Annotated in this window: 15 protein-coding genes and 4 pseudogenes; 8 read left to right on the top strand and 11 right to left on the bottom strand. The window is 68.7% G+C overall.

Annotation, left to right across the window (positions count from 1 at the left end; genetic code table 11):
* Window positions 1–87 precede the first annotated feature (87 nt).
* Window positions 88–411, bottom strand: coding sequence for a copper amine oxidase (locus ABT137_RS48540; protein ID WP_351719968.1), 324 nt, complete (start codon window positions 409–411; stop codon window positions 88–90).
* 94 nt (window positions 412–505) lie between these two features.
* Window positions 506–946: pseudogene (locus tag ABT137_RS48535) on the bottom strand (copper amine oxidase); the annotation flags it as partial.
* Window positions 947–1,068: 122 nt separating this feature from the next.
* Here ABT137_RS48535 and ABT137_RS48530 point away from each other — a divergent pair.
* A pseudogene (locus tag ABT137_RS48530) lies at window positions 1,069–1,537 on the top strand (ISAzo13 family transposase); the annotation flags it as partial.
* Between the two features lie 185 nt (window positions 1,538–1,722).
* Here ABT137_RS48530 and ABT137_RS48525 read toward each other — a convergent pair.
* Window positions 1,723–2,301 (bottom strand): glycoside hydrolase family 25 protein, encoded by a 579-nt coding sequence (locus ABT137_RS48525; protein ID WP_351719942.1) that lies wholly within the window; start codon window positions 2,299–2,301, stop codon window positions 1,723–1,725.
* 623 nt (window positions 2,302–2,924) lie between these two features.
* On the opposite strand from ABT137_RS48525, the gene ABT137_RS48520 reads away from it, so the two are divergent.
* Window positions 2,925–3,068, top strand: coding sequence for a hypothetical protein (locus tag ABT137_RS48520; protein ID WP_351719940.1), 144 nt, complete (start codon window positions 2,925–2,927; stop codon window positions 3,066–3,068).
* Window positions 3,069–3,381: 313 nt separating this feature from the next.
* Here the strand turns inward: ABT137_RS48520 and ABT137_RS48515 are convergent, their stop codons facing one another.
* Window positions 3,382–5,136: a hypothetical protein gene (locus tag ABT137_RS48515; protein ID WP_351719937.1), complete on the bottom strand. Its 1,755-nt coding sequence runs from the start codon at window positions 5,134–5,136 to the stop codon at window positions 3,382–3,384.
* Window positions 5,137–5,483: 347 nt separating this feature from the next.
* Here ABT137_RS48515 and ABT137_RS48510 point away from each other — a divergent pair, with 347 nt between their 5' ends.
* Window positions 5,484–5,753, top strand: a complete 270-nt coding sequence (locus ABT137_RS48510) for a helix-turn-helix domain-containing protein (RefSeq protein WP_351719935.1) — start codon at window positions 5,484–5,486, stop codon at window positions 5,751–5,753.
* 31 nt (window positions 5,754–5,784) lie between these two features.
* Here the strand turns inward: ABT137_RS48510 and ABT137_RS48505 are convergent, their stop codons facing one another.
* The gene (locus ABT137_RS48505; protein ID WP_351719934.1) at window positions 5,785–7,050 is read right to left on the bottom strand and encodes a hypothetical protein; all 1,266 of its coding nucleotides are present in this window, start codon (window positions 7,048–7,050) and stop codon (window positions 5,785–5,787) included.
* Between the two features lie 261 nt (window positions 7,051–7,311).
* Here ABT137_RS48505 and ABT137_RS48500 point away from each other — a divergent pair, with 261 nt between their 5' ends.
* Window positions 7,312–7,515 (top strand): hypothetical protein, encoded by a 204-nt coding sequence (locus tag ABT137_RS48500; RefSeq protein WP_351719931.1) that lies wholly within the window; start codon window positions 7,312–7,314, stop codon window positions 7,513–7,515.
* 180 nt (window positions 7,516–7,695) lie between these two features.
* Here the strand turns inward: ABT137_RS48500 and ABT137_RS48495 are convergent, their stop codons facing one another.
* Entirely contained in the window at window positions 7,696–7,896 is a 201-nt protein-coding gene (locus ABT137_RS48495) for a hypothetical protein (RefSeq protein ID WP_351719929.1), read from the bottom strand.
* Between the two features lie 165 nt (window positions 7,897–8,061).
* Between ABT137_RS48495 and ABT137_RS48490 the strand changes: the two genes are divergently transcribed.
* Window positions 8,062–11,004 carry a hypothetical protein gene (locus ABT137_RS48490; RefSeq protein ID WP_351719927.1) on the top strand — a complete coding sequence of 981 codons (2,943 nt, stop codon included), beginning with the start codon at window positions 8,062–8,064 and terminating at the stop codon, window positions 11,002–11,004.
* Between the two features lie 21 nt (window positions 11,005–11,025).
* A complete protein-coding gene (locus ABT137_RS48485) occupies window positions 11,026–15,828 on the top strand; it encodes a hypothetical protein (RefSeq protein ID WP_351719925.1) in 4,803 nt (1,600 codons plus the stop codon).
* A 68-nt stretch (window positions 15,829–15,896) separates the two neighbouring features.
* Here ABT137_RS48485 and ABT137_RS48480 read toward each other — a convergent pair.
* The 4 genes and pseudogenes from ABT137_RS48480 to ABT137_RS48465 form a co-directional block, all read right to left on the bottom strand.
* Window positions 15,897–16,259: pseudogene (locus tag ABT137_RS48480) on the bottom strand (mannosyltransferase family protein); the annotation flags it as partial.
* Window positions 16,260–16,529: 270 nt separating this feature from the next.
* Window positions 16,530–16,775 carry a hypothetical protein gene (locus tag ABT137_RS48475; RefSeq protein WP_351719921.1) on the bottom strand — a complete coding sequence of 82 codons (246 nt, stop codon included), beginning with the start codon at window positions 16,773–16,775 and terminating at the stop codon, window positions 16,530–16,532.
* A gap of 262 nt (window positions 16,776–17,037) precedes the next feature.
* The gene (locus tag ABT137_RS48470; RefSeq protein WP_351719919.1) at window positions 17,038–17,484 is read right to left on the bottom strand and encodes a hypothetical protein; all 447 of its coding nucleotides are present in this window, start codon (window positions 17,482–17,484) and stop codon (window positions 17,038–17,040) included.
* A 324-nt stretch (window positions 17,485–17,808) separates the two neighbouring features.
* The gene (locus ABT137_RS48465; protein ID WP_351719917.1) at window positions 17,809–18,687 is read right to left on the bottom strand and encodes a helix-turn-helix transcriptional regulator; all 879 of its coding nucleotides are present in this window, start codon (window positions 18,685–18,687) and stop codon (window positions 17,809–17,811) included.
* Window positions 18,688–18,792: 105 nt separating this feature from the next.
* On the opposite strand from ABT137_RS48465, the gene ABT137_RS48460 reads away from it, so the two are divergent.
* Entirely contained in the window at window positions 18,793–19,491 is a 699-nt protein-coding gene (locus ABT137_RS48460; protein ID WP_046426084.1) for an SDR family NAD(P)-dependent oxidoreductase, read from the top strand.
* A gap of 345 nt (window positions 19,492–19,836) precedes the next feature.
* On the opposite strand, the pseudogene ABT137_RS48455 reads toward ABT137_RS48460, so the two are convergent.
* Window positions 19,837–20,040: pseudogene (locus ABT137_RS48455) on the bottom strand (pentapeptide repeat-containing protein); the annotation flags it as partial.
* A 76-nt stretch (window positions 20,041–20,116) separates the two neighbouring features.
* Here ABT137_RS48455 and ABT137_RS48450 point away from each other — a divergent pair.
* A protein-coding gene (locus ABT137_RS48450; protein ID WP_502984711.1) for an IS5 family transposase occupies window positions 20,117–20,934 on the top strand; the annotation gives its coding sequence in 2 pieces (ribosomal slippage) (window positions 20,117–20,477 and window positions 20,477–20,934; 819 coding nt in all).
* The last annotated feature ends 100 nt before the right edge of the window (window positions 20,935–21,034 follow it).

Here is a 21,034-nt window from a genome sequence, read left to right as displayed (position 1 = left end):
CCCGGCCGCTCGGTCCGGCCCGTCTCCACAGACCTGCCGTCAGCGGCCTGTCGTCAGCCGTCTGCCGTCAGGAACCCGCCGGCCTCCCTAGGCCGAGCAGTGGCTGCCTCCGTTCTGCTCCGGCAGGTCCAGAGCGGGGTTGCGGTCGAAGAAACCGCTGGGGGTGAGGGTGAAGCCGACGTAGTCGGTCGGCATCACCGGCCAGTCCTCGATGCGGGGGACGTGGGTGAAGCCGAAGGTGTGCCACAGGACGATGTCCTCGCCGTCGATGTTCTCGTCCCCGGCGACGTACTCCGGCAGGCCCGCGCCGCCGGGGTGCTGGTTGGGGGTGTAGCCGGCCGGCCACAGTTCCTGCGGGTCGTGCTTGGTGACCCACAGCGCCTTGGTGGCGAAGACGGCGCGCTTCGCGATGGGCGAGTCCTCGGTGGAGATCAGCAGGGGGCCGCCGGGGGGGGAGGACGTAGGAGACGGGCTTGCCGAGGTAGTTGGTCTTCTCGGGGTTGGAGATGCGCCACTTGCGGCCCTTGTCGGGGTCGGTCAGACGCTGACCGGTGCGTTCGGAGGTCAGCCGGGTCTCCTTGGCGCGGAACGCGCCGCCCCAGGGGTTGGCCTTGTCCATGGGCTCGCCCTGGACGTCGATCTCGTCGACCGCGTTGGTCAGGCCGTCCGCGCTCATGTCCAGGCGCACGTTGAACAGATGCTGGTGGACGGGCGCGCCGAGGTGCGGGGCGACCTGCGGGGCGTAGGGGTGGTCGCCGTCGTGGACACCGGAGGTGTAGAGGATGCCGGTGGCCTTGACCTCCAGTTCGATCTTGCCGTCGAGGTAGAGGTACCAGTAGAAGCCGTAGTCGCAGTGCCCACGTTGAGGAAGGTGGAGACGACCAGTGGTCGGTGTGCTTCCAGGCGATGCCGTAGTCCTCTCGGCCAGGAGGTAGGAGAACGGCACGTGCGCCGCCAGCGCCCGCTCCGGGTCGGCCAGCGCGGCAAGGGCGATGTCGCGGACCCGGTCGCGCAGCTCATCCGCGTCCCAGGCGGCTTTGGCCAGGAAGCCCTGCAGCCGGTCCGGGTTCGGGTGCGTTCGCCGTCGAGTCGATCCGCCGCTGGTGGAACGGAGCCGGACGGGCCACCTACCCGACGGCCGGCCGACTGCTGATCACCGCCGATGCCGGCGGCTCCAACGGGTATCGCACCCGCACCTGGAAGACCGAACTCGCCCGGTTCGCCGCTGAGACTGGTCTGGCCATCACCGTCTGCCACCTGCCTCCCGGCACGTCGAAGTGGAACCGGATCGAGCACCGGCTGTTCTCCCACATCACCATGAACTGGCGCGGCAGGCCCCTGACCAGCCATGAAGTCATCGTCGAGAGCATCGCGGCGACCACTACCAAGACCGGCCTGACCGTGCACGCGGAACTCGACACCAACCAGTACCCCACCGGCATCCAGGTCAGCGACGACGAGATCGCCCCCCTGCCCATCACCCGGCACCGCTTCCACGGCGACTGGAACTACACCCTCCACCCACAGCCTCCGATGGACGAGGCGACGGCCGACAGCGCGTCAGACCAGGCCCCGGCGGGCAGACCGCCTCGCCTCGCGCGGCGTTCACTGCAGGACCTGGAACTGACCGGGATGACCCGCCAGCAGCTCGGCGAACTCATCGACGCGCTGACTCCAGCGCTGGAGGTTCAACGCGAGCAAGTACTTCCGCCCACGTCGCGGTCACGAGCGCTTGCCGTTGATGCCACCGGCGAAGGCGACCAGCTCGGCCTTCGAAGAGAAATTGCCCACGTTGGTGTCCAGCGGCTCGTCGGTGTACTGGTGGAACTTCCACTTGGCCTGGATGTGGGGCTTGCCCGCGGCCACGCCGTACTCGGCGATCCACAGGAAATCACCCACATGGCCGGTGGTGTCCCGGTGACGCCAGAAATCCCGGTTGCAGTACAGCCCAATCTTGTGGTGGGTGCCGCGCAGCCGCTTGACCTCGGCGATGAAGGAATCCTTCTCCGCGCAGGTCGCCACCGTCCCGTCCGGGTTGGACTCCCAGTCGACGACCAGAAGGTCGAAGTCGACGCTCGCGGAACCCTTCACGAAGTGGGCCGCCTGCTCCTTGATGTGACCCGGGTGCAGGAAGTGGTAGAAGCCGACGACCAGCCCCGCGGAACGGGCGTGCGCGGCCTGCTCCTTCTGCCTGGGGTTGACGTAGGAGCGGCCCTCGGTGCCCTTGATGAACGCGAAGCTGGCGTCGGCGGTGGCGAAGTGCGCGTCCTGGAAGGCGGATACGTCGTATCCCTTGATCATGACGTTGGTCCTTCGATGCGTTGGTCCGGAGAGAGCACCGTGGCGCAGCCTCACGGATGATGTCGCGTCCTGCCCGATTGAGGAGGCGACGATCTCGGCGTCGACGTCACTGCCGTCCCCGAACCCAGCGGATGGTCGACAGTCAACAGGTCGTGCTCAAAGCGCTCGGCGAGCGCGGCCCGTTCACGGCGGGCCCGTTCGGCCGCTCGTCTCCACGGTCACCACCGTTTCCGTGGTGGTGTTCGTGATGCTGCCGTTCCGAATACCAGACGTCCGTGCGCCGGTCCGGGCACGGTGCGGTCCTCCACGGTCTCTTCCACGATCCGTCCAGTTGCCCGATCGCGCAACTTGCGAGGCGGTGATCTGACGGGGCTTCAATGGGCGTGAGTGACCGGCCTGACGGCGCCCGGCCGTGGGTTTTTCGCGTCAGGGGGCCGCGCAGCAGTCGGCCTATGGAACGCTCGTCGCCCGGGTTCTGGTGCCGTTAGGCGATGGCGTGGCGTCAGTCGCCCTGTGGATTTGTACGCCCCCGGCCAGAAGGTGACCGCCGCCCTCGCCGGTGGCGTTACGACCACGGAGAACGACGGCGCGCTACATACTGGGCCGCGCCACACGCGACCGGCGTGATCGCGCTGTACCTGTCGGCACACCCCCACGCCACCGCCAACGAGGTCCACGTCTGGCTCGACCACACGGCCACCCGCGGTGTCGTGCTCGGTGTCCGCTCCGACACCACCGACCGGCTGCTCAATACCGGCGGCCTCTGACCTGCCCCGTTCGCCCCAGTCGCACGGTCACCCATGCTCCGCGCCTCACCGGAATGGCGGGCGCAAGTCGCCCGGCCCCCCCGCCCACGCCATCGTCTTCCCCGTGCCACACGGCTTGCGCGGACCCGCGCAGATCATTCGCTGCAATACCGCCCGGCGTGCTATTGATGCTCTGCGGTGAGTACGCAGGCATGCGGTGTTTTGGCTTCAGCGGGCATGGCCTGCTGGTTAGTTGGGCGCACTGAATGCTGAGGGTTGTCCCGTATCCCGACCGGAGCCAGGCGCCGCTCGTCGTGCATGTCCGGCGTCGCCGTCAGTACGGGTGGGGACGCCGGTTGGGGTCGAACTGCTGGACCCTCTTGGCGAGATTGGAACCGTCGATGGCGACTCCGTACCGGCTGCGGACGTACCGCATCGCAGCGGCGATGCATGCCACAGGGTCGTAGATGTTCACCGAGGTACCGGGAGCGTGGCGCTGGGCGAATGTCTGCGGGATGCACTGCACGATGCCGCGGGAGCACTGGAAATGTGTGAGCGTGCCGTTCAGCCTCATGATCCGTCCATCGTGCAGATATCCGTCCCCAAAGTCCTTGACCCTACTGAAGGCGGGCGGCGTTTTGGCGTTGGAGTCCCACAGATTGCAGGCGTTGGGATTGCCGGACGACTCGCGCGCGACAGCTGTCTTGAAGCCCTTCACCCAGTAGCTGCTCGCCTGGACTCCGGCCGCCGTACTCGCCTGCGCGATCCAGTCCTCCAGCGTGCCCTCGGGTGTGTACCGATGGAACGTCACCTGCTTCGGGGCGATCTGCCCCATGGCATCGGCCCCGGTACCACCCGTCGTCTCGCCCACCGGGAAACCGGTACGCACCTGGAACAGGCCGGCGCGCTGCCCGAGTTCCGTCAACGACTGCATGCCGGGTGTCCCGACGGCGTCACTGCCGGAGAAGTGCAGCACCGTACGACGAAACTCGTCGTAGAGGGCCTGAGAGGCGGTCTCGAAGATCCCGCGTTCATCGGCCACGTCCGTGTGCATGACCCTCTCCAGCCCGTCCTGCACCAGAGCCACATCGGCCTGCGGGCTGGCGTCCCCGCCCGGCTGCGCCTGTTCCTCCTGGGCACTGTGCGTCGAGGCCCAGACCACCTGGTTCAGGCTGACCCAGGGCTGCTCTGCGGCCGGGGACGAACCCGCCCTGACGTTGAACAGCTCTGACTGCCTGCCCAGTTCGACCAGCTCCTGCGTGCGGGGAACGCCGTGGCCGTCCGCCTCGTAGCGGCCCAGCTTCTCCGTGCGGAATCGCTCGAAGAGCTCCTGCGTCTCCGCCTCGAACACGGAGTGCGGGTCGTCCGGGGCGACGCCCATGACCTTCTCCAACGCATCCTGTACGAGGGCGACATCGTCCGCCAAGGTGCCGTCGCCGTCTCCCGCGGCCTGCTCCTCGGCCGTGGGGTGTGTGGCCGCCCAGGTGAGCTGGTCGGAGGACACCCACGGCAGCGCCTCTTCGACCTCTGCCATGGGCGGTGCATCGGGCGCACGGGACGAGGCGGCGGCCATATAGGTATATCCAGGTTTGTTCTTCAGACCCGGATCGGCCGTGACAATTCCCTCTGCGAATCTTGGCAGCCCGTAACCGTAGAGATAACTGTCCCGGCGGGCACGCTTTTTCAGGTACACCCCGTCGCCCTCGGACGAACCGTTGGCGTTGGTGTTCCCTTCGATGGTGTACGTATGATCCGCGTCGTACTTGTAGACGAGTCCGACGTGTTGGCCTCCCGAGTGGCCGAAAAATACCATCGCCCCGATAGCGGGGTAATACGAGAACCTGCCGCGGCTCTTGTACCAGTTGACAGCCGTCGGGCAAGATGCGGTCACAGGTGCCAGACTCTTCACGCCGGCCTGTTGGAAGGCCCAGGACTGGAAGGTCTGACACCATGACTGGTTCTGCGACCACTCCAGTCCGGGAACGGCGGGGGAAAACTTCTGATGATTGTTGTAGTGGCCGTTGGAGAAGCCTTCGTGGTATCCCACTTGGGTCTTCTCAATGGCGATGAGGGTGTCTGTCTGACTCATCGTGTTCCATCTCCTTTCCCGCAGTCTGCGGGCCCAGGGAACGAAGGAACACGAAGGAACGCTACGGGAATTCGGCCACCGGTCACTGGGCTCGCGCGGCCGTTATGTCCATGCTATCGCCGGTGGTGCGGTGCCGCATCTCACCCCTCATGGATCGGCAGGGGCTACGCCTGGCGCCGCCCGCAGCCGTGCCGCTGGCCGGGAAACCGGCGCCCCCTCTCCTGTGCGATCTCCACGCCCGTGATCACGCACGCAGACTCGACCGTCACCGCAAATACGGTCACAGCCCTGGCCTGCTCTGTGACGGGCAGGGGGTACACGGCGTTGTCAGCGGAGCAGACGACGACATGCTCGACGTACTGCTCGGCTCCCCGCTGATCAGCTTCAGCCGGTTCTCGTCCACGCTGCAGGACCGTCGCGCCGGGGCAGTCCTGTCCAGGCGCGATTGCCACCTGACCATCCACGCCGTCGCGACCTGCTGGGGCTACCCCCAGCCGGACCGGTTCTCCCGCGCCTTCCGGACGGCGGTGGGGATGTCGCCGAGCGAGTACCGGGTGGCCATGCGGACGGCTCCGGCGCCGGGTGAGGCAGCAGGTGAGGCGGCGGGTGCTGGATGAGTCCCGCATGGGTGCTCCATGAGCGCCACGTTCAGAGCTGGGGCCGGGCGGCACCGAACCGGGTGTCCTCGCCCAGCGCGGTCTCCTGGGCGAACGCGGCGTACGAACTCGGGTTGACCAGGGCATCCGCGGTCGGGATGGTGCTGTAGCGGGGCATGGTGACGCCGTTGATCACGGCCGGGCTCTGCTGCACTCCGGCGACCACCTCGCCCGACCACTCCGGTACGTCGACGCCGGCGTCGAAGCGGAAGTGGCTCGCCTCGTGGATCAGCGCCGCCGCCCGGCCGTTGGGCCCGTGGAAGGTCGAGAACTCGTTCCCGATCTCGGTCAGTGTGCCCGGCGTGGTCGTTGCCGCGAACCCCAGGTCCGCCGTCCACTTGAACCGGTCCGGAAGTGCGGTGAGCCGTTCGCGGATTTGCCGGAGCCGATCGCGGACCGTGTTGACCACGGTCGTGTCCGGGGACCTGGTCATGAAGTGATGCGCGAACGCCGTCAGGGTGGCGGGATCGAGCGGTGTCGCGGCGGCCGCCGTTTCGGCCCCGCCGATCCAGTCCAGCGCGAGCTCGATGGCGGGTCCGGCGTCGAGCAGCGGAAAGAGGCCGTTCCACTGCCCGACGACGTCGGCCGGATCGGTGACGGTGTTGTCGACGACCTCGCGGTTGAAGTCGTAACGGCAGTAGACCGGCGCATTCACGACGAAGCCACCGCTCGAGGTCCGTCGGCCGTCCCGGTTCACCATGGTGGTGACGGTCCGGAACAGGTACGCCTTGGCGCCGAAGGCCCGCAGGCCGGTGATCTCGCCGTCCAGGTCGTGGGTGAAGTCGCCGCTGGTGTGCCAGTTCGGGCCGATCGGCTTCGGGTAGCCGGCCGAGGCGGCGTTCGCCGGCCAGTCGAAGCGCATGTAGTCCGGGCCGTGGAAGAAGTAGGCGAAGCCGCTCTTCACGCCACCGCCGGGGAAGACGGCGTCGAGCGTGGTCCAGTCGGACGGCAGGAACCAGTTGTCCGCCGCCGAGGCGGGGTCGCCGTCCGGCTGCAGCCCGACCAGCTTGATCCGCTGGTAGTTGCCGCCCTGGAAGACGTACTCGAAGTCACTGAAGGCCTGTTGGCCGAGCAGCGCGCCGTCCAGATCACGGTCGAACGGCGCGGGGAAGAGCGGATGGGTCGGCGCACCCGCGGTGACCACGTGGTCCGCCGCCCAGTCGTAACCCACCGACCAGCCGCCGGCGAAGACGACGCTCAGGCTCGGGTCGGCGTCCGGCGTGGGCAGCGCGCCGGCGATGCGAACGGTGGAGGACATAGCGATCCGCCTGGGAGAGGGGCAGGGTGGGGGCCGGGACGTCGTCCGGGGCAGGGGCGGCACGGCGGCTCCCTTTCCACGCTAGACCCCTGGGTGCGGGCCCGCACCCGATCGCCGCCGGCCGCGCTCGCCGGCAACTCGACGGGGCGTCACCGTGGTTGGAGAGGCCGCAGTCGGGCCCGGACGCCGTCGGGCGTCCGCCGGTACCGGGAACCCACGGGCACCAAGGGAGCCGATGCCACCTCGCGAGAAGGTCCCACCGTGGTCGCGGGGCACCTCTTCGGGCTCTTCACGGTCGTCCGGAAGCCGGCACCTGCCCTACGGTCTCAACGGCGCCTGTCGCACCCCATCCTGGCGGCCGACGAGGTCCCGGGCGAGACCTCGCCGCTGATCGGGGACACGTACCCGGCCGCCCTCGCCGATGCGGCGACGGAGCTGTCCGGCCTGGTCGTCGAGGAGGAGTGACGGCGGTCAGGGCCGGGTGTCGCCGCGTCGACGGCTGTCGCTCCCCAGTGGCGGGCGTCCGCCACCGGAGTGAGCATGGAAGAGAGCGTGGAAGAGAGGTGAAGGTGCCTTCGTCGCCCATCACCGCACGCACGACTTCTTCTTCACCTTCACATGAGCCCGGGTGAGGCGTTCCTCATGTCATTCCGTACCCGCCGTCCTGTGTCCCTCAGGCTCGGGGAGGAGCTGCGCAACCATCCCGGTGAGGAGAAAAAACAGCACGACGACCACGGCGGCGAGCGTGGCGACCGCGCCGGCGGCGGAGGGTTCGGGGGTGGCTTCGGGGGCGGCGGGTTCGGTGGGGGTGGTGGCGGCCCGGGCGGCGGGTTCGGTCCGCGGCATGGCCCGCACCCTGGCCCCCCGCACGGTCCCGGCCCGCACCCTGGTCCTGGTCCGCATCCCGGCCCCGGTCCTGGTCCCCATCCTGGGGGTGGGCCCCCGGAACCCCCGCCGCCGCACGAGGTGGACGTTGCGGAGGGGCCGTTCCGGGTGGTGCGGCCGGCGGACATGCTTGTCGTCGACATCGCACTGATGGGCCTGCACTTCGACGGCGCCCGCCACCGTCTCGTGCGGGCCCCCGACGCACTGAACGCCTTCATCCTCGTCGGTCTGCCGCCGCAGCATGTGGTGGAAGAGGTCCCCGACGATCTGAGCAAGGTCACTGCTCCCATGCAGGCAGTCACCGCCGGCTCCACCCGGCTGGCCTTCTCGGTGCCGGCCGACATCAAGGAGCTGGAGCTGTCGCTGGACGGGTTGCTCGACTGGGAGCGCCTGGTGCCGCTCAGGGTGCCCGATGGCCAACAAATCCCGGACACGCCGGGGACGACGGTCTTCCAGGGCATCCCCAGAAGCGTCATCGAGTTCCCCACCCGGCTGTTGATCAGCTACGACGAGCCCGTGGACTGGTTGGGCGGACCGCAACCCCAACAAGCCGACGGCCGCACCGCGTTGTGGCATGTCCGGCTGCACCCTGCACCGGACGGTGCCGGGCTCGGTGCATCTGACGGCAGCGTGAAGTTGCGGGCCTTCGCGATGGTCACGAACGGCGGGACGCTGCCACCCGGTGCTCCGTACGTAGCGCCTGTCCTGCAGGACCTCGTGACCCTCACCAGTCGCATCCCGTTGCCAGGAATAGGTGGGCCGCTCGAAGTCCACAGTGATCCCCTGCGCGCGGAGCAGTTCCTCATCACGCCCATGGGCACCTCGGCCCATCTGCACGGTGCCTGGGGTCCGTTGTCGGCTCCTGCCCTCGCCCGCTACAAGGAGGTCGATCGGCGTGCCCCGGCTCTGGTGGCCTACGACCACATCACAGGGCTGGGGCGTGACCAGTACGTCCGCATCGTCCACCACGGCCGCTTGTCCACGGGCCATGAGGCCCTGCACATGCAGGAGTACAAGCGACTCTTCATCGCGCGTCCGGACGACGGAATCGTCGCCTACCTACAGCGGGAGGACCGCATCATCGTCAAGCAGCCGGAGAAGACGTACGGAGCAGCCGACGGCTTCCAGCACAAGGGACGCGAGATGCCGTTCCAGGTGCTGCGCATCACCGACCGCGTCACTCCGCTGATCATTCCGCCCAAGCCTCCTCATGACCCCCCATTGCCCCCCGAGCAGGACGAGCCGGACCTCGCGGCCTTCTGGGTGCGTCTCAAGGAATCCGGCAAGGACCATGAATTCACCCTGATCGGCACGGATTCCGAGGCCCGCAAGGTGAGCTTCACCATGCCGATGGTGTTCGTTCCCGACGGACTGACCAATGAACAGCAGCAGTTGAAGGACCTCTACGATCCGGAGAAGGAAAACACACCGGCCGAGCCCGGCAAGATGGAGCAGCGCCAGAAGCGGGAGCTGCATGGCCAGGTAATGGCGATGGCGCAGCCCCCGCCCGGCGCTCCCGGCAGCACCAGTCACGCGGTCGGCTCCCTGACCTTCCGGCTCGGGCCGAACGGCGCGCCGGTAGTGGGCCAGCCCTGTGTTGCGGCCGCTGAGGTCCGCGTCCCCGCCGTGGAGCAGTTCACCCCGAACGCCGGCAACCTCAAGGTCGAGTTCAACGACACGTATCTGCGGCAGACCATGGACGGGCATCCGGCAGGGGCGTACCTGGATCTGACGGACTCGCTCAAGCTCGTCTTCGGCGCGGAGCAGGCGGGCGGACTCTCCAGCCCCAATGCCGTGGTGAAGACGATCACCAGCCAGGCGGGTGTCATCCCCGACGTCTTCAAGACGGACCCCGCCACCGGAGCGGTGGCTGATGCGAACGACATCAAGGCCATCAGGGAGGCTTTCGGCGGGGCACAGCTGCTCGGCATCGACCTCAGTAAGTACCTGAAGGGCCTTGTCAAGGACCAACTCGGCGCGCTGCGGCAGCTGAGCGACAAGCAGATCGAGAACATACTCGCGGACGCGAACGGTCTGCTGCCCGCGCCCGTGCTGCGTATGCGCGACCTGGCCGACGGACAGGGCAAGGAACTGCGGTACGTGTGGAAGCCGCCGTTGGCCCCGCCCCCGGCCGCCCTGATCGACGTGTCCAAGGCGTCGCTGATCCTGGACGCCCGGACCGTCCGTTCGATGGACGCCGTCGACAAGTCAACGGTGCAGGGCAGCCTGAGCCACTTCGCGCTGGACTTCCTGGGCATGGCCCGAGTGGAGTTCGAGGAGCTGAAGTTCAAGACCGGCCCGGGTCAGAAGCCCGACGTGACGGCCTCCGGTGTGGAGCTGAAATTCCGGGGTGCCATGGAGTTCGTCAACACCCTCCGCAGCGCCCTGCCCGCCGATGTCTTCGGCGCCGGCGCGTTCATCGACGTCCAGACCACCGGCATTCGTGCCGGATACACACTCGCCCTTCCCACCCTCCCCCTCGGCGTCTTCAACCTGGCCAATCTCTCCCTGTCGGCCGAGCTGGCGATCCCCTTCGATGGCAAGCCGGTCTCTTTCCGCTTCTCGGTCTGCGAGCAGAAGCATCCCTTCAACCTCACGGTCTCCCTGTTCGGCGGAGGCGGCTACTTCTCCTTGCTGGTCGACGCCAGCGGCGTGCAGGAGGTCGAGGGTGCCATCGAGTTCGGCGGCGCCGCGGCGCTGGACCTCGGGGTCGCGAGCGGCGGGGTCTCCATCATGGCGGGCATCCGCTTCATGCTTGCCAAGGTCGACGGCAAGGACGACGTCAAACTGACCGGCTACCTGCGGTGCAACGGCTTCCTGACGGTGCTGGGCATCGTCACAGTGTCCGTCGAATTCTATCTGGAGCTCACGTACGAGAAGAAGGGCAAGCAGTCGATGGTCCGTGGCAGGGGCACCCTCACGGTCAGCGTACGGATCGCCTTCTTCAGCAAGTCCGTTTCGCTCGAACTGGAGCGGACCTTCGCCGGCGCGCCGGTCGACCCGACCTTCGCGCAGTGCTTCTCGAAGGAGCATGACTGGCCGAAGTACTGCGCGGCGTTCGCCGCGTGAGCGAGCCGGGTGGAGACCACCATGGACTTCGAACAGCAGATCAACTGGACCGTTCTCCCCGCCGGGCTGACGGCCGACGGTACGCAGGTCAAGGTGTCGGTGTTCATCGCGCCGCGGCTGCTGGGGCCCGCCCCACCCGAGCCGCCCGACCCGACGAAACGCCTCACGTTGGACCCGCACTTCCCCGATTTCCTCCGCTGGCCGGAAAAGATCGCACTCGCCACTTTTGATTTTGCCGCCGGCGAGGGCACCGTCGAGCCCTCCACATCCACCGAGGCGGACGAGGAACCCGACTCCACGCCCGCTCCCTCGACGCCCTTCGTCACCGGGCTGAAGCCGCAGGGCCCGCTGCCCGACGTGCACTTGTGGCAGGCCCTCTTCGGTGCCGGCACGCCGCTCGATCCCTACACCTTCGAAAGGCATACGGACCAGATCTGCCAGACCTACTCCACCAAGGAGGTCAGCACCTTCACCAAGGACAAATACGCCGAAGCGGCCATGACCTCACCCGAGGCGCCACCCCCCACCAGAGACCTGGTGATGCCACCGAGCGACGGCCCTACGGACGGCGGGGCAACCAACGGCAGCTCCATCGACGACGGTTCAACGGATGGCGGTTCCCCGAGCGACGGGTCCGGGGGCGCCGCGGGTCCCGGCGACGTGGGCCCCAGGGACGTGCCCACGGCGGTCGGCGACATCACCGCGGACGAGGATCCACCGATGCCTTCGGAGCTCCAGCGCCTGCACGGCTTCCACACGATCGCCATGCCGCCGCAGCCACCCACCCTCGCCGGCGAAGAACCGCCGCCACCACCGCGACCCGCGAAGCACGACCCCGACTTCCACCAGATGCTCACCTGGCTCGGCGATCACCCCACCCTGCTGCGACACCTCGGACTCGTTCTGGACTTCCGCCTTCCGGCCGACCTGCTCCCCGTCTCGTCAGGGCAGCTGTTCCTGAAGGTCATCCCCCACTGGAAGTCCGAACTGGGAGAGGAGGCGTCGCACGACGTGTCGCCTCGCACGCGATATGTCTTCCTTCCGGACCACCGTGCCTTCGCCCCCCGGGCCGGGGTACCGACCGACGGCCCGCTGTCGCCACCCGCCCGCGGCCTGGTGGAACTGAAGGGGAACTTCACTCTCGAACCGGCCGACATCGACGCCGCCGCAGGCAAAATGGTCGGGCCCGCCGAGGGCGCCACCGGGCTCGCCACGGTGCGGACCCATGGGATCGCGCTGGTCAGGGACGAGCGCATGGAAAGCCTCCGGCAGGAGTTCGCCCGGGCAGCCGAGCACGACGCGGCGTTCACCCGGGTGGTCGAGCAGCAGAAGGCGCAAGGTGCGACACCCGACCCGCAGAATCCGGGGGCTGTCCCCCACACCTCAGCCGACCAAGTGCCCGCCCCCGAACTCTTCGCCGAGAACCTGGTGCGCGGCCACCGGCTGGACATCTGGGACAAGACCCGGGGTCAGTGGTTCTCGCTGCACGAGCGCGAGGTGGAATACCGGAAGCCGCGCGGCGGCCCGCTCCTGCTCACGGCCTCCGACGAGGGCTTCTTCCAGGCCCACCTGCTAAGACCGCCCCCTGAGGCGATGCACCCCGACCACCTCTATGTGCCCGAGCAACTGGTTACCTGGGACGGCTGGTCACTGTCCGCGCCCCGGCCGGGCCTGGTGCTGGGCACCGATGCGGGCTCGCCCGACGAGGACCGCCACCCCAACGAGCCGGTGCCACTCGACAACGAGGCGCAGACGAAACTGCCGTTGGAAATCACGCCGAATGTGCGAGCCGGCACGCTGCCCAGGCTGCGGTTCGGCAACGAGTACCGGGTACGCATGCGCACCGTCGACCTGGCGGGCAACGGGCTCGACAAGTCGGAGGCCGACGCTCTGGTCGACCTGGCGGACAACGGAACGGACGGGGACGGGGCGGCCGCCGAAAGGCTGGAGGACCGGAAGGCCCTGTTGCTCCCCGACGACGCGGGGCTGCTGATCTTCCAGAGGTTCGAGCCCGTTCTGGCGCCCACCGTGGTGGCCAGGTTCCGGTTCGGGGAAGGCGCCTCGGACTTCCGGCTGGTGATCCGCAGCAGCCCGGGATCCGGCCCGCCGCCGGCTGTCACCGTCCACCGGGCCAATGTCCAGCCCGGCATGACCAATGACGAGGTACGCATCGTCCAGCAGGCCCTCATCGACCAGGGACATCCCCTCCCGGTCGGCCCGACCGGATTCTTCGGCGACCAGACCAGGGCCGCCTATGCCGCCGAGCAACGCGCCCAGGGCTTCACGGGCAGGGACGCCGACGGCAAACCCGGCTGTACGACTCTCATCGCACTCGGCCGCAAGAGCGGCTTCGCCGTCGTCGACTGCGGCAGCGACGGCACCGGCACGGGAACCGGTACTGCGGCCGGCACCGGAGCCGGTATGACGGCGGAGCAGTACGCCGCGGACTTCAACCGGTCGTCGCCGGTCACGTCGGGAGCCCACGACCCCTACCGGGGAACCGACGAACGCCATGTGGTGGCACCGAAGGCGTCGCTGCGCTGCATCGAGTGGCACGGACTGCTGGACGAGGCCATCGGATCCACGGACCCGAACGTACAGGACGCGGTCTACGACCTGGCCGTTCGGGAGAGCGGCTCGCTGAGCGACCCGTCCCAGCCGGACGTCGAAGTGAAGACGATCAAGTCGCCGGCGGCGGACCCCGAGAATCCGGCGAACACCGTGCTGCACACGGGCGAGCAGGTCGAACTCCCCTACCTCCCCGATCCGTTGTCCACGGGCGCCGTCTTCCTGGACCTGCCGGGCATGCCCGAGGGGCAGCCCTTCCCGGTCCCCTGGGACGGCGACGTCTGGCACCGCCCGCGCTCCCTCAGGCTGCGGCTGGCCGAGGGCACCGCGCCGCCGCGCTTCGACGAGGCGTCCCGGGTGCTGACCGTCTCGCTGCCGAAGGGCGCCGTGGCGACCGTCCGGGTGTGTTCCAGGATCGACTTCGACGAGCACATCATGGGCGTGGCCGGCTGGTGCCGGAAGCGGCAGGAATCGGCACCGAGGCTCGCGAGGGAGGGCGAGGGGGAAGGTGCGGCGAGGAGGGCGGCGGCAGCGCGGCGCACCGACGACGTGCTGGCACTGGCCGCCGCCAGTCGGCACTGGATGTTCACCCCCTGGCAGGAACTGACACTGGTCCACGCGGTCCAACAGCCCTTGAAGACACCGGTGTTGAGCCTCGTGCAGCCGGTGCCGCCGACGACCCTGCGTCCCCTCGGAGCGACCGCGGAACACCTCTCCGGGGCCATCGCACTGGACGAGGCCAGTACGGACCGGGTCGACCTGATAGCCGAGTGGACCGAGGTGCGGGACGCCGGCCGCGAGGGCCGCGACACCCGCGAGATGACCGCCCCGGTCTTCGACCTGTTGACGGCGTGGGCGGCGAGCCAGACGGGCGACCCGGGCGCCGAACCCGCCATCCTCCGGGCCGACGTCCTGACCTTCAATACCGAGGCGGCGGAGAAGAAGGCGAAGGCTGACGCCGCGGATGCGGTGGCGGACCCGGACAAGCACCCCGGCCCACCCAACCCCGGTAAGCACGAGTTCGGCGACACCAAACACCGGGCGGTGCGCTACCACCCGATGGCCAGCAGCAAGTTCGCCGACTACTTCCCGGCGGAGTTCGCCGCGCCGGGCAAGAACGTGCTGACCGTGGCGGGGCGGCCGCAGGAACACTCCGTACCGAGCAGTGCACGCCCCACGGCGCCGCGACTGCAGTACTGCGTGCCCACCCTCACCCTGGAGGAGGTCCAAGGACCGCCCGGCGTCATCGTCCACCGTCGGCACGGTCGCGGGATCCGGGTCTACCTGGACCGCCCCTGGTACTCCTCCGGAGACGGCGAACTGCTCGGCGTGGTTCTCGGCGAACCGCCGGGAGGCGACCCCACGTCCGTACGGGATGCCTGGGTCACCCTGATGGGTCGCGACCCCATCCACCGTTCCGCACCGGTCGTGTCCCCGACCCCGGAGATGTTCACCAACGCGGTGCAGCGGACCCTGAAGCCGCTCCCTCTCGATCCCCCCTCGATCGACCTCCCCGTACTGGTCGTCGGCTTCGCCCCACAGTTCGAGAAGGCCGTTCCGAAGCCCGGCGATGACCCGGACAAGGCCGGCCGCTGGTTCTGTGACCTGGATCTGGACACCGGGGACGCGTGTCTTCCCTTCGTGCGGCTCGCCCTCGTCCGCTACCAGCCGGAATCCGTTCCCGGCGCCGAGATCTCCAAGACCGTCCTCGCCGACCTGGTGCGCACCCTGCCCGACCGCGAGTTGCGGGTCACGCTCGGCGACCCGTTGACGGTCAGCGTCAGCGGACCTTCCTGGGACCCCACCGGCTCCCTGTCGCCACGCATCACCGCCACGCTGCAACGCCGCAACCGTCTGGTCGACGACGACGACCTTGGCTGGGTGACCCTCGACGACACCACCACCCAACTCACCTCGGTGGACGCGGAGTCCTCCCACACGCCCTTCTACACGGGCCAGATCCCACTACCGCCCGGACGGCGTGGGCCGCTGCGGGTGCTGGTCCTCGAAACCGAGGGCATCCGCCCCGACGTCCCCATTTCGCTCACGACGCCGGGGCCGGTGATCTACTGCGACACTGTCGAACTCCCGCCGAGGCCGGGCGGCCCGGGCGGCGACCACGACCACGACCGCGGCGACGGTCACGATCACGGTGGGCCGGGTGACCACGATCACGGTGGGCCGGGTGATCACGGTCACGGCCACGGTGGGCCGGGCGACCACGGTGGCGGATTCGGCGGGTTCCGTCACGACTGACCTGCGGTGGTCTCGCCTGGTGAGGGCGAGGAACTGGGGGCACCTGCCGACGGGAGCCGGGGCCGTCCTCAGCCCGCCCAGCGTCCGGTGAGGAAGGTCAGGGCGAAGACCGTGGTCAGCGGGGTGGCGAGGGCGAGATAGAGGGAGTGGCACCGTGGGGTGCGCAGGCTGCGGGCGGCCAGTGCGATCCACGGTGCCACCACAGGGAGGGTGGCGCGGGAGATGGACATGTACCAGTACGAGGTTCCCAGTGCGCACAGGCTGAGGGCGATGTAGAGGGCCTCGGGCCAACGCCGCTGACGGAGCATCAGGCCGAGCAGGAGCAGGCCGATGAGCATGGCGACGATTTCGGCCTGGAACATGAAGCCGTAGCCGGTCGTCTGGGCGTGGCCGAACGTGTGATGCCAGGTGTGGGACCAGGCTTCCCACGGGGGGTTGTGGCGTAGCTGTCACGCATGCTTAGTGATCTTGGTTGTGACCTGCTGTTGCTCAGTTGTACTGGGTGGTATGTCTGTTGCGCTGGGGAGGCTTACGCGGCGCTGAGGCGTTTGAGATGGGTGGCATGTGGGCTGAGCTGGCTTTTTGTTTTGCGCAGTGAGGTGAGTGTGGTGCCGATTTTTGCGCAGGGTGGTGGGCGCGCCTATAGGTACGGGAGCCGTTGGCCGTTGTGCTGGGGCCGGGGCAGCGACGGAGGGTGAGTTTCAGTGGGCGTGGAGGCGTTGCCAGAGCAGGTCGTGGTCGGCGGGTGCGAGGCGGGGCAGTTGGAGGCGGCTGGCCAGGTGGTGGAGGAAGGCGGTCTGCTGCGCGCGTGTCAGGGGGTGCGGGGGCAGGCGGTCAAGGGCCGCGGCGAGGGTGAGGGTTTCGGCGTAGGTGATCAGGTTCCGGCAGGTCAGAGCTGGGGAGGCCGGGCCTGAGGGGAGGTGGTGGGGGGCAGGCGTGTGTGCCAACGCGCGTGCAGGTGCTGGTGGTGGTCGTACCACCGCGTCGTGATCGTCGACGCCCAGCTCAGGGAGGCCGTGGTCGCACGGTGGCGTAATCCGGGGCGGGCGCAATGGACGGTCTGCCCTGTGGGGATTGCCCTGCGGCACTCCAAGGGGCGCTCCAGCCGATGCTCAAAGGGCGGGGCCGCAGCCTGTTTCGAGGAAGGGCGAACGAGGAGGGCGGGCCCTCGATCGGCTTCGAGGGCCCGCCCGTACCCGATCCGGCCGGTCAGACCTTCAGGATCAGCGCTTCCACCTGTTCGAGCGTTGTCACGCTGGCCTGCGCGGCGGCCCGTACCTTCGCCAGCTTTTCCATCCACTCGATCCGCTGCTCGGCCGGGAGCGGTTCCTCCCCGAGCTGGACGCGCAGGCGGCGCGCCTCCTCGAAGTCCGTCATCAGGGTGTGGGCGGCGTCCACCGCCTTCAGGTAGCTCCCCTCGACGAGCTCGACCCGTGCTGGCAGCTCCCGGCGCAGGGTGGCCAACTGGTCGCGCGGGTCGGCAGCCGCCTCGCCGTGCGTGGTGGTCACGGCACCGGCGCCCGCCGTGTACGCCAGCGTCAGGGCGGCGAGGGCGCTCTTGGGGGTGCGGCGCACGCCCTTGCGCCCGGCGCCCGCCTCGATGCCCTGGCCGGGGGTGATGAACGGCTGCGGAGCGTGGATCAGCGCTGGCGCCATCCGCTGGACCAGGGCGGCCCAGGCGGCCGCGTCACCGGCCTCCGCCCCGAGGAGCAGCTCCGTGAGCGGCTGATGGTCTGCGGGGGAGTGTCGGTTGAATGTCGTCGTTTGGGTGTCACTGGTGCAGGTGCGGTGACCTGGTCGTTGACGCTGACGGGTGGTGCTTACTCGTTGCGGGCATGATTGGCGAAGAGCCATGTCATTCTCACGCCGACTACCAGGCAGTCCGCCAGCGGGCCGTCCTGATCACCCGTCGGTGCGTGTCCAACGGTTTGGTGCGTCACGAAAACCGTGAGCCGTCGGTCGGCCGATGGGCGGGGCGGATCAGTTGCGCGTGCCGGCCGGTGGGCCGACGACGGTGGTGAGCTGGAGTTTGGTCTCGTCCTCACTGCCCGGCGCGGCGGTCATGATGACAATCTTGAGCTCCGTGTCGCCGTCGGTCAGGACATCGCAGTCCACCGTGACCGGGCCCACCGACGGGTGATCGACCCTCTTGTGGACCTCGCGGTTCGCGGTCACCTCTCCCTTCGCCCACAGCTCGGCGAACCTCTCGTTGCCTGCGTTCAGGTCGCGGACCAGCGCGGCCAGGCGGCTGTCCCGGGGGAAGCGGCCGGTGGCGCGGCGCAGATCGGAGACGAGGGCGGCGTCGGCGGTGTCGGGGTCCGTCTCGGTGACCGGCCACAGCGCGAGGGGGGTGTGATCGGCGCCCACCGGGAACCTGTCGCGGGCGAAGTTGCGCATCCGCGGCGGCGAGGCCAAGGGGTCTCCCAGCAGGGCGGCCCACCCGTGGTTCCACCACACCAGTTGCCAGTCCGCCGCGAACACGGCCACCGGTACGTCTCCGAGGCGGATGAGTACCCGTTGCATACCGGGCGGGAGATGGTCGCAGATCGTGCCGTCCGCCGGCGGCACGATCTGGGCCAGCCGGTAGAGGTGGTCCCGCTCGGCGGTGGACAGCTGCAGGGCGCGCGCCAGGGACGCCACCACCGACGCCGAGGGTGTCGTGGCCCGCCCCTGCTCCAGGCGCACGACGTAGTCGACCGACACTCCGGCCAGGTCGGCCAGTTCCTCGCGCCGCAGCCCGACAGCCCGGCGCTTGCGGACGACCGGCAGCCCGGCGGCTGACGGGGGCAGCCGGTTCCGCCACGTGCGGATCGCCGCGCCCAGTCCAGCTCCGGGGGGTGTCGTCGTCATGCTCTCCATCCTCCTGCATCCCCGATCACCTGCGGGGGCGCGAGGGTGGTACTGGTCTTCCCACCGTCGAAGCGTCCCTGGTCCGGCTCCCTCGTCAAGGCAACTATCGAAGGCATGACGATCACTTTCATCACCGGAGCCAACAAGGGCATCGGCCGCGAGACCGCCCGCCGCCTCATCGCGTGCGGTCACACCGTTCTCCTGGGAGCCCGCGACCGTGAGCGGGGTGAGGAGGCAGCCGCCGCGCTGGGCGCACGCTTCGTCCCCGTCGACGTGACCGACGACGCGTCCGTGGCCGCCGCCGCCGCGGACGTCGCCGAGCACGAGGGCAGGATCGATGTCCTGATCAACAACGCGGGGGTCCAGGGTCCCTTCGGTGATCCCGGCGACCTCACCGCCGCCGACGCCCGAGCCGTCCTCGACGTCAACGTCATCGGCGTGGTCCGCACCACCACCGCGTTCCTGCCGCTGCTGCGCCGTTCGGACGACCCCGTGATCATCAACGTCAGCAGCGGCATGGGCTCCCTCGCCTTCACCCACGACCCCGGCCGGTCCGAGTCGCACGTCGTCGTGCCGCTGTACGCCTCCTCGAAGGCGGCGCTGACGATGTTGACCACGCAGTACGCCAAGGGGCTCAAGGGCATTCGCGTCAACGCCGCCGACCCCGGCTACACCGCGACCGACATAAACGGTCACAGCGGCTCCCAGACCGTCACCGAGGGCACGGACGCGATCGTCGCCCTCGCCACCGAGGGGCCCGGTGCCGGCACCGGACGCTTCATCGACCGCCATGGCGAGATCGCCTGGTCCTGAGACCGGCGGTGCCGGGTCACCGGCCCTGAAGAACAGAACGGGCAGAACATCGAGACCGGTTGGGCGGGAGAACCGCTGCCGCTACTGGCGTCGGCGGAACCTCCGGCCGAGGTGATCAGGACGTACGAGCCGGGGCCCGGCACGCCCAGGTCGGGGGCCGTTCTCGCGGCTCTCAGCGCGGAGGCGGTGGGATTTGAACCCACGGTGACATCGCTGCCACGACGGCTTTCAAGACCCTGTGTGAGACAACTCATGACGCCCATAGGCCGCCTTTGATCGGGATCCTGGTCTACCCGTTCATCGTGGCGGGCGCCCCCACTACCGTCAGACCCCTCCTGCGCGACGTCAACTCAGATGCCCGACGCAGGTTCCCCCGTGGGTGTCGCTGTTGGTGCCGTCCGGACACCCCGTGTTGTTCCAGATGGCCCCGTTGAACGTGGCCCTTGTCGTCACGGCCCCGGTCAGGTCCGCTTGGGTGAAGTCAGCGTTGGTGAAGTTGGAGTTCGTGAGGTTGGCCGTCGTGAGGGTCGATTGGTTGAGCGCAGCGCCCGTGAAATTGCTGTAGAGGTCCTAACAGAAGTTGTTGATCATGTGACTTTCGGGTTGGGTGGTCGTTGGTCTGGTCGTGGGGAAACGACAGTCGCGGCCGTGGATCGTGTCGGATGAACTGTGGTCGCTCATCGAACCGTTGCTGCCTGAGCCGGCGCCGAAGGTGGTCGAGGGCCGGCCGCGGGTTCCGGACTGGGAGGCGTTGTGCGGGATCCTGTTCGTGCTGCATACCGGCATCCAGTGGGAGTACCTGCCCCAGGAGCTGGGCTTCGGTTCGGGGATGACGTGCTGGAGGCGTCTGGCCGCCTGGAACGAGGCCGGCGTGTGGGACGCACTGCACCTGGTGCTGCTGAAGAAGCTGCGAGCCGCGAAGAAACTGGACTGGTCGCGGGCGGTGATCGACTCCTCCCACGTCCGGGCCGCTCGACGCGGCCCAAAAGCGGACCCAGCCCCGTCGACCGCGCACGGCCGGGCAGCAAGCACCACGTCGTCACCGACGCCCAGGGCATCCCGCTCGCGGTGTCGCTGACCGGCGGCAACCGCAACGACGTCACCCAACTCCTGCCCCTGCTCGACAAGATCCCGGCCGTCGCCGGAGTCGTCGGCCGGCCCAGACACCGGCCCGACGCGCTCCTTGCCGACCGCGGCTACGACCACGACAAGTACCGGCGACTCCTGTGGCAGCGCGGCATCCGCCCGGTCATCGCCGAGAGAGGCGTCGAACATGGCTCTGGCCTGGGCGTCTTCCGGTGGGTGGTCGAGCGCACCATCGCCTGGCTGCACGGCTTTCGCCGCCTGCGCATCCGCTGGGAACGTCGCGACGACATCCATGAAGCGTTCCTCGGCCTCGCCACATGCCTGATCACCCGCCGACACGTCCGACGCCTTTGTTAGGACCTCTTAGACGCTGTTGTCTTTCCGAGCTTGAGGACTGCGTTTCCGCTGGTCAGGCATAGGCTGGTGACTCTGTGGGAGTGGTGACCTGTCGTGTCGC

The sequence above is a fragment of the Streptomyces sp. NPDC001980 genome (assembly GCF_040296885.1).
In the GTDB taxonomy this organism is placed as follows: Bacteria; Actinomycetota; Actinomycetes; order Streptomycetales; family Streptomycetaceae; genus Streptomyces.
The sequence above is the reverse complement of the archived record's forward strand: the minus strand, read 5'-3'. Positions and strand labels throughout refer to the sequence as shown.

What these genes read in the sequence shown, in the direction of transcription:
- ABT137_RS48525 (WP_351719942.1), bottom strand. Translation starts at nt 2,301, where the DNA reads ATGATCAAGGGATACGACGTATCCGCCTTCCAGGACGCGCACTTCGCC.
- ABT137_RS48515 (WP_351719937.1), bottom strand. Translation starts at nt 5,136, where the DNA reads ATGAGTCAGACAGACACCCTCATCGCCATTGAGAAGACCCAAGTGGGA.
- ABT137_RS48510 (WP_351719935.1), top strand. Translation starts at nt 5,484, where the DNA reads ATGCTCGACGTACTGCTCGGCTCCCCGCTGATCAGCTTCAGCCGGTTC.
- ABT137_RS48505 (WP_351719934.1), bottom strand. Translation starts at nt 7,050, where the DNA reads ATGTCCTCCACCGTTCGCATCGCCGGCGCGCTGCCCACGCCGGACGCC.
- ABT137_RS48495 (WP_351719929.1), bottom strand. Translation starts at nt 7,896, where the DNA reads ATGCCGCGGACCGAACCCGCCGCCCGGGCCGCCACCACCCCCACCGAA.
- ABT137_RS48490 (WP_351719927.1), top strand. Translation starts at nt 8,062, where the DNA reads ATGCTTGTCGTCGACATCGCACTGATGGGCCTGCACTTCGACGGCGCC.
- ABT137_RS48485 (WP_351719925.1), top strand. Translation starts at nt 11,026, where the DNA reads ATGGACTTCGAACAGCAGATCAACTGGACCGTTCTCCCCGCCGGGCTG.
- ABT137_RS48470 (WP_351719919.1), bottom strand. Translation starts at nt 17,484, where the DNA reads ATGGCGCCAGCGCTGATCCACGCTCCGCAGCCGTTCATCACCCCCGGC.
- ABT137_RS48465 (WP_351719917.1), bottom strand. Translation starts at nt 18,687, where the DNA reads ATGGAGAGCATGACGACGACACCCCCCGGAGCTGGACTGGGCGCGGCG.
- ABT137_RS48460 (WP_046426084.1), top strand. Translation starts at nt 18,793, where the DNA reads ATGACGATCACTTTCATCACCGGAGCCAACAAGGGCATCGGCCGCGAG.